General features: G+C 43.8%; 14 protein-coding genes. 4 read left to right on the top strand and 10 right to left on the bottom strand.

Annotation, left to right across the window (positions count from 1 at the left end):
- The 5 genes from RBI_RS02645 to RBI_RS02625 all read right to left on the bottom strand — a co-directional run bounded on the left by RBI_RS02645 (position 1) and on the right by RBI_RS02625 (position 4,658).
- Positions 1 to 1,125, bottom strand: a complete 1,125-nt coding sequence (locus tag RBI_RS02645; protein ID WP_038670814.1) for a CDP-glycerol glycerophosphotransferase family protein — start codon at positions 1,123 to 1,125, stop codon at positions 1 to 3.
- On the bottom strand, positions 1,125 to 1,961 hold the full coding sequence (locus RBI_RS02640; protein ID WP_038670812.1) for a glycosyltransferase: 837 nt from the start codon (positions 1,959 to 1,961) through the stop codon (positions 1,125 to 1,127). The genes RBI_RS02645 and RBI_RS02640 overlap by 1 nt, the downstream gene beginning before the upstream one ends.
- 395 nt (positions 1,962 to 2,356) lie before the next feature.
- Complete coding sequence (locus RBI_RS02635) at positions 2,357 to 3,313, bottom strand: hypothetical protein (RefSeq protein ID WP_038670810.1); 957 nt, start codon at positions 3,311 to 3,313, stop codon at positions 2,357 to 2,359.
- Between the two features lie 241 nt (positions 3,314 to 3,554).
- The gene (locus RBI_RS02630) at positions 3,555 to 3,920 is read right to left on the bottom strand and encodes a MerR family transcriptional regulator (protein ID WP_038670807.1); all 366 of its coding nucleotides are present in this window, start codon (positions 3,918 to 3,920) and stop codon (positions 3,555 to 3,557) included.
- Positions 3,921 to 3,935: 15 nt separating this feature from the next.
- Complete coding sequence (locus RBI_RS02625; protein WP_038670806.1) at positions 3,936 to 4,658, bottom strand: carboxymuconolactone decarboxylase family protein; 723 nt, start codon at positions 4,656 to 4,658, stop codon at positions 3,936 to 3,938.
- Between the two features lie 247 nt (positions 4,659 to 4,905).
- Here RBI_RS02625 and RBI_RS02620 point away from each other — a divergent pair, with 247 nt between their 5' ends.
- Positions 4,906 to 5,640 carry a D-Ala-D-Ala carboxypeptidase VanY gene (locus RBI_RS02620; protein ID WP_038670804.1) on the top strand — a complete coding sequence of 245 codons (735 nt, stop codon included), beginning with the start codon at positions 4,906 to 4,908 and terminating at the stop codon, positions 5,638 to 5,640.
- Between the two features lie 166 nt (positions 5,641 to 5,806).
- On the opposite strand, the gene RBI_RS02615 is transcribed toward RBI_RS02620, so the two are convergent.
- The gene (locus RBI_RS02615) at positions 5,807 to 6,679 is read right to left on the bottom strand and encodes a LysR family transcriptional regulator (RefSeq protein WP_038670802.1); all 873 of its coding nucleotides are present in this window, start codon (positions 6,677 to 6,679) and stop codon (positions 5,807 to 5,809) included.
- 199 nt (positions 6,680 to 6,878) lie between these two features.
- Here RBI_RS02615 and RBI_RS02610 point away from each other — a divergent pair, with 199 nt between their 5' ends.
- Genes RBI_RS02610 through RBI_RS02600 form a run of 3 tightly spaced genes read left to right on the top strand, consistent with a single transcriptional unit; the run spans position 6,879 to position 11,007 of the window.
- Positions 6,879 to 7,310 (top strand): MarR family winged helix-turn-helix transcriptional regulator, encoded by a 432-nt coding sequence (locus RBI_RS02610; protein ID WP_022288492.1) that lies wholly within the window; start codon positions 6,879 to 6,881, stop codon positions 7,308 to 7,310.
- A 25-nt stretch (positions 7,311 to 7,335) separates the two neighbouring features.
- Complete coding sequence (locus RBI_RS02605) at positions 7,336 to 9,093, top strand: ABC transporter ATP-binding protein (protein WP_038670801.1); 1,758 nt, start codon at positions 7,336 to 7,338, stop codon at positions 9,091 to 9,093.
- Complete coding sequence (locus RBI_RS02600; protein ID WP_370817929.1) at positions 9,094 to 11,007, top strand: ABC transporter ATP-binding protein; 1,914 nt, start codon at positions 9,094 to 9,096, stop codon at positions 11,005 to 11,007.
- Between the two features lie 101 nt (positions 11,008 to 11,108).
- Here RBI_RS02600 and RBI_RS02595 read toward each other — a convergent pair whose 3' ends face one another.
- The 4 genes from RBI_RS02595 to RBI_RS02580 form a co-directional block, all read right to left on the bottom strand.
- Positions 11,109 to 11,357, bottom strand: a complete 249-nt coding sequence (locus tag RBI_RS02595; RefSeq protein ID WP_022288495.1) for a hypothetical protein — start codon at positions 11,355 to 11,357, stop codon at positions 11,109 to 11,111.
- A gap of 79 nt (positions 11,358 to 11,436) precedes the next feature.
- The gene (locus RBI_RS13905; protein WP_051706352.1) at positions 11,437 to 14,220 is read right to left on the bottom strand and encodes a right-handed parallel beta-helix repeat-containing protein; all 2,784 of its coding nucleotides are present in this window, start codon (positions 14,218 to 14,220) and stop codon (positions 11,437 to 11,439) included.
- Positions 14,221 to 14,426: 206 nt separating this feature from the next.
- Complete coding sequence (locus RBI_RS02585; RefSeq protein ID WP_022288497.1) at positions 14,427 to 15,236, bottom strand: RnfABCDGE type electron transport complex subunit B; 810 nt, start codon at positions 15,234 to 15,236, stop codon at positions 14,427 to 14,429.
- A 22-nt stretch (positions 15,237 to 15,258) separates the two neighbouring features.
- Positions 15,259 to 16,530 (bottom strand): 2-hydroxyacyl-CoA dehydratase, encoded by a 1,272-nt coding sequence (locus RBI_RS02580; RefSeq protein ID WP_081855919.1) that lies wholly within the window; start codon positions 16,528 to 16,530, stop codon positions 15,259 to 15,261.
- Positions 16,531 to 16,540: the final 10 nt, after the last annotated feature.

Genomic DNA, 16,540 nt, shown 5'->3' with positions numbered 1-16,540 from the left:
TCAAAAACGCTCTTTTTCCAAAGCGCTGTCGATTATTCTTTCCGTTGACCTGCCGTCGCAGGCAGACATATATTTTTCCGTGAAACGCTCCACGCCCTCATGGTCAAAGCTCTTTTCACTGTCAAGCACAGCCTGTGCAAGCTTCTCTCCCTCCGTCACCAAAGGCGCAGGCATATCTGTTTTATAATCAAGATAAAAGCTCCTGCCCTTGCTGTAGCTCTCAATATCAGGGGCAAATATCACCCACGGCTTTTTATACAGTGCATACTCGAACACAAGCGACGAATAGTCCGTCACAAGCACGTCTGCCACAGGCATGAGCCTGTTTGTAGCAATATCGCAGTTAGTCAGCCCGCTGTGAAGTCTGGGGTGCATTTTTATAATGACTTTCCAAGCCTCCCCAAGCTTTTTTTCAAGCTCTGCGGCATACTCCTCGCCCACGCAATGACAATCCAAAGCATTCCCCCTGAACGTCGGCGCATAAAGCACTATCTTCTTGCCCTTGTAGTCGGGATATCTCTCAAAGAACTCACGTCTGCACTGCACGTTGTAGCTTTCATCAAAGAACACGTCCGTACGGCTGACGCCAAGGGGCTTTACGATATCTTCTTTCAGCCTGAACGCAGACACAAAAGCCTTTACGCACTCTTTACTGCTCACAGTGATAAGGTCAAAATTTCTTGTAACAGAGCCTTTGAAATGGGAAGATATATCCTCCTCGCTGTCATAGCCGAACTTTTTCAATGCTCCGCAGGAATGCCAAAGCTGAACCACTGTCGTTTCCTCACGCTTTTTGCAGGAAGTCACAGGCACAAAATAGTTGCATATGAACACAGCCCTTGCATTTGCGTAAGCTTTCATAAAGCTCATCATATATTTAAGCCCCGAGACCATTCCACAGCTTGAAAGGTCGCAGTACATCTCCCTGACCTTATAGCCACGGCTTTGAAGCTCCGCTTTTATAAGCTCCATGCTCTCAGGAGTAGAAACGCTGTTAAGGTCTGCAAGGATAACGAGCTTTTTGTCTATATCCTTTTTCTTTGACAGCTTGTAGCACAGCGGCAAAAGCGTTTTTTGCAGTGCTGATTTTATGTGCTGTCTTATTATACGTTTGCGGCTCTCCATTATCTCCTAAGAAACCTCTTATATATCTTGCCTGTCAGCGATTTCGGCATTATGAAAATGAAAAACTGAAAAGTGCATGGAACAATAAAGTCCCACAGATTTGAATATCCCATACGGAATATCTTCCACCTGACATTCACAAAGGACTTTGTGTTCGCCCAGTTTCTTCTTCTCTCATAATTGTTCGCCGTAACTCTGTACATCACAAGCGTTTTGTCAAGATTTATTCCCCTTGCGCCGTCCGCAAGCATTTTCACCACGAACTCATAGTCCTCACAGCGTTTTATATTGCTGTAACCTCCCACGCTCAAAGCACGGGATTTCTTATAAACAAGGGTCTGATTATTGAACGGATTTCTCCGCCTTGCATATTTGTGTATCTCTTTATTGGTCAGTGGCGTTTTCTTTGTGGCTATCACTTCGCCCGTCTGACTGTCGAACTCGTCTATATAAGCCCCAAGCATATCTATCTCAGGGTGCTTCGCCATAGCATAAAGCGACCTTTCACAGCGGTCAGGCTTAGCGATATCGTCAGAGTCCATTTTGACTATATACTCATTTTTGCAGGCGTCTATACCTCTATTGGCGCATCTTCCTGTGCCAACATTCTCCTTGAGCCTTATGGGGTGAAAGCACTCGTAATTCTCCTCATAGTAGTCTACGACCTCGTCAAGCTCTTTTGTGAGCTTTCCATCGCACACAAGCACAAAATCGTTCGTCACATAGGTCTGTGACAGCATACTCTCGATACTTGCCCTGAGATGTTCAGGCTTCTCTCCTGCATAAACAGACATAAGCACGCTGTATTCAGGCAACTCCACATTTTTCACTACCATAGCGCACCGTCCTTTTTTCATTCTGTCAAAATTATCCCCACAAATCTGTAAGCTATTCCATTATACCATTAAAACCGCTGTTTGTCAACGCAGGCGAGGCTTAACTTTCCCCAAAATCAACAATAAAATGTTGAAAAAAATAGCGCATTTAAGCAACAAAAGGCAAATAAAAAAATGAAAGAAGGAGCGTATTGCACTATGATCGATCATAGCACACTCAATAGTAATTTGAAAAGAGGCATTTTATCAAAAATAAATTGAAGTCTTAACGATCGCAATAAATACTATGGATATTTCATAGGTCATAACGAGAAATGCTATTGTCAATATAGCTTTATACATTTCTCTCAAATATTTTAAGTGAAATTATATAAAACAACTCCTGAAAGAGCTTGTCAAAATTTAAAGAACCAGAAAAATTTCCCTCCATATGGATTTTTCTTGCTGATCAACATTGCAGAAACTGCATGAACTAATAAAAACATACCGCTTATGATCGTCATTACTAGTTCAAACTGTGATAAGACTGACATAGAATCATCATTATAACCTATATAAACGTTCTTGCTACCCAGAATAATGCAATTTCCCTCGTACCAGAACACATCGGTGCCATTGACCGGCGAATTCGCCTTGATCTGCAACACCGTATAGGTTGGCCGGATGCCTTTCCCATAATGTGATTTGTAATTTCTGACACCGTTTCCGCTATGTACCTTGACATGCTGGGAGCTCTGTCGAGAATTTTGATATGTTACATTTCCTGTTGTATGATTTTTCTCACAGGCATATCCAACCACTTGCGTCATACCAGCCACAAAGAAAATCAAAGCAACTACAAGTGCTAAGATCTCAGCCGTATAAAATGCATTCACCAATTTGTTCCTAGTGGCTATCTCCTCATCACTACTCCACGGTTTATTATGGAAATTGCGAATTGCAGATGGTAACAGGCATATTGCACCAAACACCCCCAGCAAGGATAAAATCAAACATATAAGTACCGGCATCCTTGTTCCGATAACCAAGTCTGCGTTCACACCCTGTTTTGTCGATTCATCCATAAACTCGATGTTACCACTTACCAACACACTTTCATCTGGTTTTAGATGAGACTTGTTTCCGGGATAATAATAATGGAAAAATATCGTTCCTCCATCCTCTCTGGCTCCATCTACCTTTAATACTGCATAACCGCCAGTCCCATGCTTGTCCGCATCCACAACCGTTGCTGACACTGCATTCGACGAAAGCAAAGAGAATCTCGGCACACAATAAAACGCAGTCATAGCAAACAAAATGACACAAACGATGGCAATCACCATTTTTGAAACATTCTTTTTATAAGTCATATACATTCCTCCTGTTTCTCTGTTTCTTTGTCACTGCTATTATTTTCCACATCAGCATTTTCCATATCCTTCGTTTTTATTCTATTATAATGTTAAGTGAATGTTTCCACGATTCCTAGAGAATCATATTATTTATGTTTTATTATAGCATAAAATTGTTAAAAATCAAAGCAGAAAAGAGCAAGTTTTGCAAAAAAAGGACGGCATTTTACTGCCGTCCTTTGTAACAAGACCTTATCCGTCACTTTATGACCTTAGCGCATATCTTTTCGTAATTGTCTATCTTATAGTTGAGTCTGTCGATAGTCGCAGCTATCTCAGTCTGCTTTTCAAGGAGATCTTTTCTCTGCTCGATAAGCAGATTTTTTCTTGCCTCGATAGTGCTGTCGCCCTGCTGATACAAAGCAACATACTCGATAAGGGCTTCTATTTGCAGACCTGCGCCTCTCATGCACTTTATGAACTCTATCCAATTGCATGAGCTTTCATCATAGTCCCTAAGACCGCTTTTCGTTCTTGGCACAGGCGGAATAAGTCCTATACGCTCATAGTATCTCAGTGTATCGGGTGTAAGCCCGTATTTCTCACTAACTTCAGAAATAGTCATAGCTTTACCTCTCTATTAAAGTGCATTATACTGCTCGTCTGAAACAGGCTCGCACCACTCGTTCGATGCACCCCCGGCAGGTATCTCAAGAGCAACGTGCGTGAACCACTCGTCCTTTGTTGCACCGTGCCAATGCTTTACCTCAGGGGCGATGTAAACAACATCTCCTGGGTGTAGCTTTCTTGCAGGCTGACCCCATTCCTGATACCAGCCCTCGCCATCTGTACAAAGAAGTATCTGTCCGCCCTTGTGGTGGATATGCCAGTTATTTCTGCACTTTGGCTCAAAGGTAACGTTGAAAACGCCTACGCCCTTGACATTCAGCGGTTTAAGATAGCTGTTACCGATAAAATACTGAGCAAAGTTCACATTTGGCTCGCCAAGACCAAAAAGCGAGTCTGAGCAACCGTTCTTTTCCTCAGCATACACTTCCCTTACCATTGGAAAGACAGCCCAAGCGTTAGGCCAGCCAACATAAAATGCGGCGTGAGTGATGATCTCCACCATTTCTGTCTTTGTTACTCCGTGATTTTTAGCATTCTCTATATGATATTTAATAGAATTGTCTGTAATGCCCTTTGCCATAAGAGCTGTTACCGTAACGATACAACGGTCTCTCAGTGAGAGCTTGTCCTCTCTTGACCATACCTCGCCGAAAAGAACGTCATCATTAAGCTCTGCGAATTTAGGTGCAAGGTCGCCAAGACTATTTCTGCCTGCTGTCTGTTTTACTGCCATGATAATTACCTCCTAGTGTTTTATTTATTGATTACATTTTACCACCTGGAGTTAACTCCAAGTCAAGACCTTTTCTATAAAATCGTCGATATGCACAAATCGTCATGCAAAATTTGTTATCACCGACAATAGCTTAACGCTAGTCCGACACATTAAGAAAATCTTATGAAACAGTTAAGCTAATACTCGTGCGAAAACCTCTTCATTATGGTATTATGGATACAACAAAAGCAAAGGAGCAGTCATTATGACAAAGAAAAACAAAAAGCATATCGTAATTGCCACTGCAATTATTATTTTGGTTGTGGCATTGCTTATATACAGATATTACATTCCTGATATGAAGCCCAAGAAGCAGTTCACCCCTGCCGCAGTGGAATACGCCTATGACGACAGCGTGACCTCATCTCAGCTTGCAGAGTATAATGCCCGGCAGGACTGGCAGCTCACATTGGTGAACAATGACACGCCTATATGCGAGAATTGCTCAGTGATACTCACCGCCCTTGACAATGGTCAGGCAGTGGACTGCCGCATTTACCCACAGCTTCAGAAAATGTTTGATGACGCACGCTCGCAGGGGATATATCCAACTATCACATCATCGTTCCGCACCGCAGAGGATCAGCAGGACATACTTGAGAGCAAATATGAGCACTATCAGAAAATAGGCTACAGCGACAAAAAGGCGAAAGCCTATGCGGAAGAATGGGTGGCGATGCCCGGCACAAGTGAACACGAGCTTGGTCTGTGCGTCGATATCGCAAGCGGTGACAGCAGAGTTACAAATCAGGAAGTATGGGATTGGCTCGCTAAAAACAGCTACAAATATGGCTTTATAGAGCGTTACACAGCCGAAAAGCAAGATATTACCGGTATTATTCCAGAAGAATGGCACTACAGATATGTTGGCGAAAAGGCGGCAAAGGAAATGTATGAAAATAACCTCTGTCTTGAAGAATATTTACAGAAGGTGTCATAAAAATGAAATTATGTACCCATTGTTTGATATGTAATACTGCGGGCGAACGCTGTTCGCCCCTACCACTTATTGATATGCGATTTTATGTATGGGCGACCTGAGGTCGCCCACTAATTATTTTCTTTGCAACATTCACAGCACTGTATCACCCACCGATACAGTGCTTTTATTTTGCAAACTGATTTTTGAGTATCCCAAGCATATCCTTTGCCTGCTGTTCAAGCTGCGACCTGAGATAATAGACACCGAAAGATATCTCTTTCACGCCTTCTATCGGTATCGCTTTTAGCGGACCTTTGTAAGCGTCCCCTATGGCGGGGAAAATCATAAACCCCAGCCCCGCTTCCGCCATTGCAACTGCGCTTTCATAATCTCCACAGAATATTATCTTATCCACCTTGCCGTTCTCAAGTATCCTGTGCTGCAAGGCAAATATCTCGTCAGGACAGGTGTGGCGCTCTATAAAAATAGGTCTGCCTGAGATATCGTCCACATCAAGGCTATCCGCCTTTGCAAGAGGGTGATCTTTCTGGCAAAGGCACATAAACTGACAGCGGCAAAGCTCCACATAGTCAAAAGGCTGTTTATGAGGACTTTTAAATGACAGAAGAAGCTGTATCTTCTGATCTTTGAGCTGATTGTCTATAGACTTGAACGGAGTAAGATCTATATACGGCAAAAGATCATCATAAAGCCTGGACATTTCTCTTAGGGCAGGAGTCAAAACGTTCAGCTCCGCCTGATTGTGACAGCCTATGCTTATCCTCACAGGTTCGTCCTCAAGCTTTTCTGACAGCCTGAATTTTGCTGAGCCTGCTATTTTAAGTATCTGCTCTGCGTCTGAAATAAACATTATACCCTCTCTTGTGAGCGAAACGCTCTTGCTCGTTCGCACGAAAAGCTTCACCCCTAGTTCGTCCTCTAAAGAACCTATCTGGTGGCTCACCGCAGGCTGAGTGATGCTCACAGATTCCGCCGCCTTGGAAAAGTTAAGATACTGCGCCACAGCCAAAAAGCACTCCAATTGTACAGTATTCACAATAACCGCCCCTTTATGTTTGTTTATTTCCGCAAATTGTTTCGTTTGGTAAACAATTCTTAATAAAAATTAAATTTGATAGTAATCTATAAAATTCTTTTATTCATTATAACATATTTGTATTTCACTTTCAAGTAAAAGTGTGATATTATTAATTAAGGCAAAATGTTAGGTGCAAAAATGTAAGGAGGCGAACAATTTGGCGGATAACAGAAAAAAGAACATTCTGCGGTATTCCAAATACATTCATCTGAAAATAGAATGTGAGATAAACACCATGCTCGCAGGCAAGGGTATAACCGCCGCTCAGAGCCATGTGCTTATGTACATAATGGAACATAATGGCGAGCCTGTTTTCTCAACGGCGATACACCACGATCTAAATATTTCCCGTGCGACGGTATCAGGGCTTATAAAAAAGCTCCGTGCAGGAGGATATCTCTCCTATGAGGGCAGTGATGATGACGAGCGTCACAAGAAGATAATAGCAACCGAGAAAGCCTATACCCTCCAGCAGGACATTTGCGACTGTCTTAAAAAGATAGAAACAATGGCTTTCCGTAATTTTACAGATCAGGAACTTGACGAAATGGAACGGCTCCAGAAAAAAATGATAGACAATACAATATAAAAATAAGCGAGAGGAGGGATCTGGCTTGAAAGAAATACTAGCACAGATCAAACAGTACAAGAAGGACTCCATTCTGACCCCTGTCTTTACCGCACTTGAGGTCTTTATGGAAATGCTTCTGCCTTTTATAATGGCGAAAATAATCGACGACGGCATTGAAAAGGGCAACATGACAAACGTTTATATTTTCGGCGGCGTAATGGTAGCGGCGGCAATGGTCAGCCTGCTTTCGGGCTTTCTTGCAGGAAAATATGCGGCTTCGGCTTCATCAGGCTTTGCCTGCAATCTTCGTGAAGCTATCTACCGCAAGGTGCAGACTTATTCGTTCTCAAACATCGACAAGTTCAGCACCGCAGGTCTTGTAACAAGAATGACAACTGACGTTACAAACGTTCAGAACGCATACCAAATGATAATCCGTATCGCAGTGAGAGCACCGCTGATGCTCATCTGCTCAATGGCAATGTGCTTTGCAGTAAGCGGCTCAATGAGCACTATATTCCTTGCAGCTATCGTTCTTCTTGGCATAGTTCTTGGAATCATCGTTAAAAAGACGATGAAAGTTTTCACAGAAGCTTTCAAAAAGTATGACGACCTCAACGCAAGCATACAGGAAAACGTATCGGCTATCAGAGTTGTAAAGGCATATGTAAGAGAGGACTTCGAGCAGAAGAAGTTCAAGAAAGCCTCAGGCAACCTCTACAAGATGTTCGTAAAGGCTGAAAGCCTTATCGCACTGAACAACCCTGTTATGATGTTCGTTATCTACTCCTGCATAATGCTCATAAGCTGGCTTGGCGCAAAGAATGTTGTTGCAGGCACTATGACAACAGGCGAGCTTTCATCTGTTTTCACATATGTTATCTCCGCCATGATGTCACTTATGATGCTATCTATGATATTCGTTATGATATCAATGAGTACAGCAAGTATCAGACGTATCTCAGAGATACTCAAGGAAACACCTGATCTTCACAACGGTGAGAACCCAGCAAAGGATATGAAAGACGGCTCTGTTGACTTCAACAATGTAAGCTTTTCATACAAGCACGGAAGCGGCAAAATGGTGCTTAACAATATCGACCTGCACATAAAGTCAGGCGAAACTATCGGCATCATAGGCTCAACAGGCTGTGGAAAAACAAGCCTTGTAAATCTTATCAGCCGTCTTTATGACGTTGACGACGGTTCTGTATGCGTTGGCGGCAAGGACGTAAGAGATTACGATATGGAATATCTGAGAGATCAGGTTTCTGTAGTTTTGCAGAAAAACGTGCTTTTCTCAGGCACTATCCTTGACAACCTACGCTGGGGCAACGAAAACGCCACAGACGCCGAATGTATCGAAGCCTGTGAAGCTGCCTGCGCTGACGAGTTCATTGAACGCTTCCCTGACAAGTATGAAACTTATATCGAGCAGGGCGGTACAAACGTATCAGGCGGACAGAAGCAGCGACTTTGTATCGCAAGAGCGCTTCTGAAAAAGCCAAAGGTTCTTATCCTTGACGACTCCACAAGCGCAGTAGACACTGCAACAGACGCAAAGATAAGAGCGGCATTCGCAAAGTCTATCCCAGGCACAACAAAGTTCATTATCGCACAGAGGATCTCAAGCGTCCAGGACGCCGACAGGATAATAGTTCTTGACGGTGGCAGAGTAAACGGCTTTGACACACACGAAAAGCTTGTTGAAACAAACGAGATATACCGTGAGATATATGAATCTCAGGTAAAGGGCGGCGGAGATTTCGACGTTCAGTCATCAGGAAAGGAGGAAGCTTAAATGCCTAAGCCAATGAATAAAGAAATGGGCGGCAAGCCTAAAATGTCAGGCGACCAGATGAAAGTCCTCGGCAGAGTAATGAAATATATGCTCAAAAACTATAAGTTCTCATTTATAATAGTAGTGGCGTGCATACTTGTTCAGGCTGTCACCACACTTGCGGGAATGATGTTCATGCAGTCACTTGTTGATGACTACATCACACCGATGCTAAAGGCCTCCAGCCATGATTTTTCACCTCTTGCAAAGGCTCTCGGCGGTCTTGCAGTAGTTTACGTTGTGGGCATTGCGGCTTCATACGCATACAACAGGATAATGGTAAACATCGGTCAGGGTACGCTGAGAAACATAAGAGATGATCTGTTTCTCAACATGGAAACACTTCCTATCAAATATTTTGACACACACCCGCATGGTGACATCATGTCAGTATACACAAATGACGTTGATACTCTCAGACAGTTTATCAGCCAGAGCATACCTCAGCTTATAAACTCTCTTGCAACACTTATATCCACCCTCGTTTCCATGATAGTCCTCAACATTCCTCTTACCATACTCTCTATTGCAATGGCATTTGTAATGGTAAAGGTGACCAACGATCTCGCTTCAAAGTCAGGAGCGCACTTTGCGGCTCAGCAGCGTGACCTTGGCGCAGTTGACGGTTTTATCGAAGAAATGCTTGACGGACAGAAAGTAGTAAAAGTGTTCTGTCACGAGGATAAGGCAATAGAAGACTTTGTAAAGATAAATGACAAGCTGAGAGTCAGTGCAAACGAAGCTAACAAGTACGCTAACATCATGATGCCGATAAACGCAAATATCGGAAACCTCAGCTATGTGCTTTGTGCCATTGTGGGAGCTATCCTTGCCATAAACGGCTATGCAGGTCTTACCCTCGGCACTATCGTAACATTTGTATCCCTTAACAAGAACTTCACACAGCCTATCACACAGATAAGCCAGCAAATGGCATTCGTTGTTCAGGCTACCGCAGGCGCAGGCAGAGTGTTTGACCTTCTCGACCAGAAGCCTGAAACAGACGATGGCTATGTTGAGTTCGTTAATGCAAAATATAACCTGAACGGTGAGCTTGAAGAATGCAAAGAGCGTACAGGCATATGGGCTTGGAAGCATCGTCATCAGGCTGACGGCACTGTTGACTACAAGAAAATGGAGGGCGAGGTCGTATTTGACGGTGTTGACTTCGGATATGACGACAGCAAGATCGTTCTTCATGACGTAAAGCTTTTTGCAAAGCCTGGTCAGAAGATAGCTTTTGTTGGCTCAACAGGCGCAGGAAAGACAACTATCACAAATCTTATCAACCGCTTTTATGACATTCAGGACGGCAAGATACGCTATGACGGAATAAACATTACAAAGATAAAGAAGCCTGCTCTGAGAAAAACTCTCGGCATAGTTTTGCAGGACACACACCTTTTCACAGGCACAGTAATGGAAAATATCCGCTACGGCAACCTTGACGCCACTGACGAGGAATGTATGGCAGCCGCAAGACTTGCAAACGCAAACGGCTTTATAGAAAGACTTCCTGACGGCTACAACACTGTTCTCACAGGCGACGGCTCGAACCTTTCACAGGGTCAGCGTCAGCTCATAGCCATTGCAAGAGCGGCAGTCGGCGATCCTCCTGTTCTTATCCTTGACGAGGCTACCTCCTCTATCGACACAAGAACAGAGAGTCTTGTTCAGGCTGGTATGGACGCTCTCATGCAGGGCAGAACAACATTTGTTATCGCCCACAGACTTTCAACTGTCAGAAACTCAGACTGCATAATGGTACTTGAGCAGGGCAGGATAATCGAGCGTGGCACACATGACGAGCTTATTGCCAAAAAGGGCAAGTATTATCAGCTCTACACAGGAAACTTCGCAGAAGAAACAGCATAAAAGTGGCTATTCCGCCCAAGGAAAAACGCCACGGAGAGAATATCTCCGTGGCGTTTTTGTGCAATAAAAATGCGGCTGACAAAAGCCAACCGCAATAAATCTTATTCTTCTTCCTCTTCGTCCTCATCGAAATCTTCTTCATCGATGCCCATTGGACGAGGCATATCATCTGTCATAGGCTCATCTGCTCTTCTGAAATATGAGTCGAAATCAAAACGTCCCATGCAGATACGCTCCCAGTATGGTTTACCCGGCTCAAGCACCATAACATTATGCTCATGAACTTCGATAACATCATAGATCTTGCCGTATGAATCCTTTACCTGATCGCCCTTTACAACATTGGTCATTATATTCACCTTCCTTGTCATATCTTGAATTATACCACATTATAAGAGCCTTGTCAATCGGCTTGAAAAATTTTTTGCCCTAAATACTTACCTTCTTCACAGCCGACCACTTGCCGTACACTTTGGTCTTGCCAATTGTCTTATAATCTCTTGCCTTGACGTAATATGTCTTTTTGCTTTTAAGACCTTTTATTGTGCCTTTGTTCTTTGAGTTTCCGCTGAGCCACAAGGACTTGCTGTTCTTAAAGCCGCTGTTGTCGGCATATGACACTTGATAGCCTGAATTTGAGCTGTGCTTTGCAAGAGTGACCGCTATCTTCTTTCCGCTCTTGTCGCCCTTGGCAGAAATGCTCTGTCCCTGTGGGTTTATCTTGAAAGTCTTTGTTATCTTACCTGTGTAGCTTCCCTTCCCTGTGACAGTCACCTTAGCAGTGCCTATGCCCTTGTTTGCGGAGTAGCTTACAGTATAGTCCCTGTCCTTTTTGAGGGTGACATTTCCGTCCTTTACAGTGACAGCAGGCTTCAGCGCCTTACCTGTCCACACCTGATTTGACACCTTGACAGACGCCTTCCCGACAGATCTTTTCGTTGCTGATCTTACCTTTATCTCAGCGGAATATCCACCGTATACCTTCTTACCTGACACAGTTTCATAACAGCGTACTTTGTAATAATAATCTGTGTTTGCCTTGAAAAATCCATCTGTAAACTTTCCTTTTGCAGTCGTCCCCACGGCAGAGTATTTTCCCTTTGCACCTGTTTTTCTGTATATCTCATAGCCGCATTTGTTAGTTGATCTGCCAGAAAAGCTGATCTGTATATCCGTGTTATTCACAGAATTAACAGACAATCCTGATACTCTCGGCAGGCTGATAGAAGAATCAGCGCTCTTTGACACTGCCGCAGACTTTGAGCCGTTCACAGCGTTGTCTTTCAGCGAAGCCTTGCTGTGAGAGCTTACGCTTATGCCGCTTTTTACTGAGCCACTTATACTGTTGGAATTTACACTCACAGAACTGCTGTAATTTGACACGCAAATGCCGTTCTGCTTGCTGTTTGATATCTTATTTGAGCTTAGAACCACACTGCCGCAGTGGTCTGTAACAAGCACGCCATGCTTGCCTGCGCCAGAAACAGTGTTTGAGGTCGCCTTGCCCGAAGCGTTCTTGCTGAACACGATACCATGCCCCACGGCATTTTTAACTTTGTTGCCTGAGCACTCGCCCTTTGAGCCGTTATAAATAAGAATGCCCGTGTCCCCCGCCTTTGAAATGCTGTTGGACTTTATCACAGCGGAAGAATTTGCAGCCACTGCTATGCCATGCTTTTTCGCTGAATTTACGCTGTTTGAGCTTGCAATATTGTTCTCAGAGCCGTTGTAGATATTTATTCCGTTCATTCCAACGTTCTCTATGGTATTGTTATCAAGGGTATTCCCTGAGCTGTCAGTAACGGAAGCACCGTTTCTGGCTGAGCCTGAAATGTAGTTATCTGTTATCTTTATATTGTCACACTCATTGAGAGTAAGACCATTTTTATCCTTGTAATTAACACCGTCCTGCTTTGTAACGAGAATATTTGATTCGATACTGCAATTTTCAGCGTCATTAAGTGCGATAGTGGTTCCGTTGCTCTCGATTCGATTTTCGAGGATCTTTACTCCTGCCACTCTGAAATTATAGTCAGGGATAACACCGTTGTCCTTGACCTCATACCCTGTCAGGCGTATGCCGCTTGTAATGCCATATTCGTCATCACCGCTTACAGAGATAGTGTTAGATGAAATAACAGAGTTTGCGTCGTCCTCAAAACCGTCAACTGCTTCCTCCATAGACTTCACCACAGGGGGATTGAAATTGTTGTTAGGCAGGCTGGACATTGCCTTGAACTCTATACCGCTTGCGCAGTTTGTGATAGTGTTATTTGTTATGGTACAATTCTTATAATTGTACATTATCATTGCCACATCGTCGAGATTCTCAAAAACGTTGCCCTCAATAAGAATATCTGTATAATAGATACCCAGAGTGGCGGAATGAGAACCAAGACCTCTGCAAATGCCTGAGAAAAGATTATTCTTTATGACCACATTTTCGCATGATGTATCGTCAAAAGGCGCATAGCCTGCAAAAACTCTGCTGTTGTTCATGCAATCAAGCTGAATGGCTTCTTTTTTCCTGTAGCCAGTATATCCTGTAAAAGTACAGCCCTCTATGGTGACGTCAGCCGCACCGCCTATCTCCATATGATGACCGTTCTCGTTATTTTTGACGTGCATATCTTTCAGAAGAATATTTCTGCAATGTGCAAATCTGATATTTGAAAAATCTGCGGTATTTGGCCACTGGTCTGTGTTTCCGTTCCAAAGCCCGCCCTCAACGATAACATTTTTAACGCCGTCATAGCCGCCGACACCATTATTATCGCACCTGAGCATAGGTCCATAGGAAATGCACCTTTTTATCTCAACGCCCTCTTCACAGTATATCCAAGTATCGCTGTATACCACAAGTGCAGAAGAAATAAGATACGTTCCCTTTGGTATCACGACCTTTGTGAAAATGCCCTGTCCTGAATTTTCCTGTGCAGCGTCAAGTGCCTGCTGTATCTGCTTTCCGGTCATGGCGTTTCCTGTGTTGTCTGCACCGAAGTCATTAACCACGTTATAAGTGACGATTTCCATGCCGTCTGTATCAAAATACGCACCTGTCACAGCCGTATCTGCCGCTTCTGCCACCGATGTTATAGCCGTAGAGAAGCCCTCGGGAATCGCTGTGATAACGAGCAAGAGCGTTGTCAAAAGTGCCGCTATCCGTCTGAAAACGTTTTTTTCACTGATAATTCTGTTGCCTTTAATGTTCATTCTGCTGTGTTCCCCTTAAAGTTCGGCTATATTTTTCTTGCCGCTGACAATTATTCGTACAAATAGTATTATAAATCATTTATAAGTATATGTCAACAAATGCTAAACTCTTCGTGAACACTGCACAAATTTGGCTGTGTATTTTTGGCACAAAAAAAAGCTCCCCTGACGCATAAACGTCAAGAGAGCCTTTAAAGCAAAATATTTTACTGCACTTCCACTTTTTCGCCCATGATAGACCTGATAGCGTGGACACGGCACACCTCTGCACACTTTCCGCAGTTTGTACACTTGTCATAGTCGATAACAGCGTGGTTGTTCTGCACTGTAACGGCACCTGACGGACAGTTTTTCTCGCAAAGCTTACAGCCTATACAGCCGTTAGGACAAACAGACCTTGTCACTCTGCCCACATCTCTTGATGAACAGCAGATATCCACAGCCTGAGAGATCCTTCTCACTGCGATAAGACCATTTGGACAGGCTTTTGCGCAAAGCCCACAGCCCATGCACTTTGCTTTGTCGATAACGGCAATGCCGTCAACGATAGATATTGCCCCCTGAGAGCAGACCTTGATACAATCGCCGTAGCCTAAACAGCCGCTTGTGCAAAGCTTGCTTCCGTCATAAAACCTGTTGCACGCCGCACAGCTCTGAATGCCGTCAAAATCGTATTTATGCGGTGTATGAGAGCAATCTCCCGAACAGCGCACGAAAGCCACCTGTGGCTCTGCTGCAGTCACTTCAACGCCCATTATCTCGGCTATCTTCTTTGCAGCAGCCTCGCCTCCCGGACGGCAAAGGTTACATTCCGCACCCTTGTTCACGATAGCGTCGGCATAGTCTGCACAGCCTGAAAAGCCACAAGCACCACAGTTTGCCTGCGGAAGCGCTTCTGCGATAGCGTCAACACGCTCATCCACCTCAACGGCGAAAACCTTTGAAGCCACCGTCAGCAGAACGCCTGCCAATATGCCCAAAGCGGCAAATATAGCCAAAGGGATCAAATATTCCATATCATTCTCCTCTTTCAGAATTTCAGTTTTTGTTGTGTTTTATTATATTATTATCCATAAAATCAAGGGTCATCTTAATGCGGTTTTTGATATTAACGTCCGCTGTTCCCGAATCGTGATCTACCGCCGTTATGATGCTGTCTGGGTAGAGCTTTTTTATACGCTTTATTATGCCTCTTGCACAGGTGTGGCTCACAAGGCAGCCAAACGGCAACAGCATCACAACACCTTTGCAGCCGTTCTTCAACGCTGAACACATTTCTGCACCGATAAGCCAGCCGTCCCCCATTGTTTCGCCAAGGCAGCCAAAGTTTTCACCGTAGCTTTTCAAGGATCTATAGTCTTCCATAGGCTCGAAACCGTTTTGTACAAGTGCAGAATTCATTTTGCACCAAAGCGTTTTCATATAGGCAATAAGGACTTTTGCTCCCACACCTGCCAAGGTTTTTCTTCCGTAAATGTTATCATCATTTGTACAGGAATCGGTAAGGTACATTATGTATGGAACAAAGCCGCTCATATATATATGACAACCGAGATCACGGAGGTATTTCTCCGTTTCGCCGTTGCCGAGAGCACAGAATTTTATGTAAAGCTCCCCTGTTACGGCGACCTTTTTGACCGATCTGCTTTTATCACAATTTATTGTAGCAAAGCTTTCGCATATCTTGCGGAATATGACGCACATTGAGATCGGATCGGCTGCTTTGCCATGTTCAAAGAGCCGTGACAGCCTGCTGTTCCATAGGCGGACTTTATCAAGCGTTTCACCCTTTTTTAGTTCATAGGGTGAAAGCTCATTATAAAGATACAAAAGCAAGTCACTGTAATAGATCGCTGCACAAGCCGTCAGCACCATTTTAGGCGTTATGGAAAATCCGCTGTGTTTCTCAACACCGCTGACATTAAGTGACACCACAGGAACATTTTGCAGACCGGCTTTCAAAAGAGCTTTTCGCAGCAGCATAATGTAATTGCACGCTCTGCACCCTCCTCCTGTTTGAGGCAGCAGCAGGGCTGTTTTTGCGGTGTCATATTTGCCGCTTTTCAATGCACATATGAACTGTCCTATTATGAGGTTGCAGGGAAAGCAGACATCATTATTTGAATATTCCCAGCCTGCGTTTATCATTTGTGACCGACTGTATTCGTTCACCCCGATAACGTCGCACTTATATCCGCCGCTAAGAAATGCATATTTAAGTAGCGGAAAGTGGAAGTCAAGCATTGATGGTATCAATATAGTGTGGGTCTTTTTCATCGGCTTTGTAAATTCAACCCTTGATCGTTTCATATCGATAAAT

It is taken from the genome of Ruminococcus bicirculans (ex Wegman et al. 2014) (genome assembly GCF_000723465.1).
Taxonomy (GTDB): domain Bacteria; phylum Bacillota; class Clostridia; order Oscillospirales; family Ruminococcaceae; genus Hominimerdicola; species Hominimerdicola aceti.
This window is presented reverse-complemented; position numbering and strand designations above follow the sequence as displayed.

Coding starts and splice junctions, on each gene's coding strand:
- RBI_RS02645 (WP_038670814.1), bottom strand. CDS start 1,125: ATGGAGAGCCGCAAACGTATAATAAGACAGCACATAAAATCAGCACTG.
- RBI_RS02640 (WP_038670812.1), bottom strand. CDS start 1,961: ATGGTAGTGAAAAATGTGGAGTTGCCTGAATACAGCGTGCTTATGTCT.
- RBI_RS02635 (WP_038670810.1), bottom strand. CDS start 3,313: ATGACTTATAAAAAGAATGTTTCAAAAATGGTGATTGCCATCGTTTGT.
- RBI_RS02630 (WP_038670807.1), bottom strand. CDS start 3,920: ATGACTATTTCTGAAGTTAGTGAGAAATACGGGCTTACACCCGATACA.
- RBI_RS02625 (WP_038670806.1), bottom strand. CDS start 4,658: ATGGCAGTAAAACAGACAGCAGGCAGAAATAGTCTTGGCGACCTTGCA.
- RBI_RS02620 (WP_038670804.1), top strand. CDS start 4,906: ATGACAAAGAAAAACAAAAAGCATATCGTAATTGCCACTGCAATTATT.
- RBI_RS02600 (WP_370817929.1), top strand. CDS start 9,094: ATGCCTAAGCCAATGAATAAAGAAATGGGCGGCAAGCCTAAAATGTCA.
- RBI_RS02595 (WP_022288495.1), bottom strand. CDS start 11,357: ATGACCAATGTTGTAAAGGGCGATCAGGTAAAGGATTCATACGGCAAG.
- RBI_RS13905 (WP_051706352.1), bottom strand. CDS start 14,220: ATGAACATTAAAGGCAACAGAATTATCAGTGAAAAAAACGTTTTCAGA.
- RBI_RS02585 (WP_022288497.1), bottom strand. CDS start 15,236: ATGGAATATTTGATCCCTTTGGCTATATTTGCCGCTTTGGGCATATTG.
- RBI_RS02580 (WP_081855919.1), bottom strand. CDS start 16,530: ATGAAACGATCAAGGGTTGAATTTACAAAGCCGATGAAAAAGACCCAC.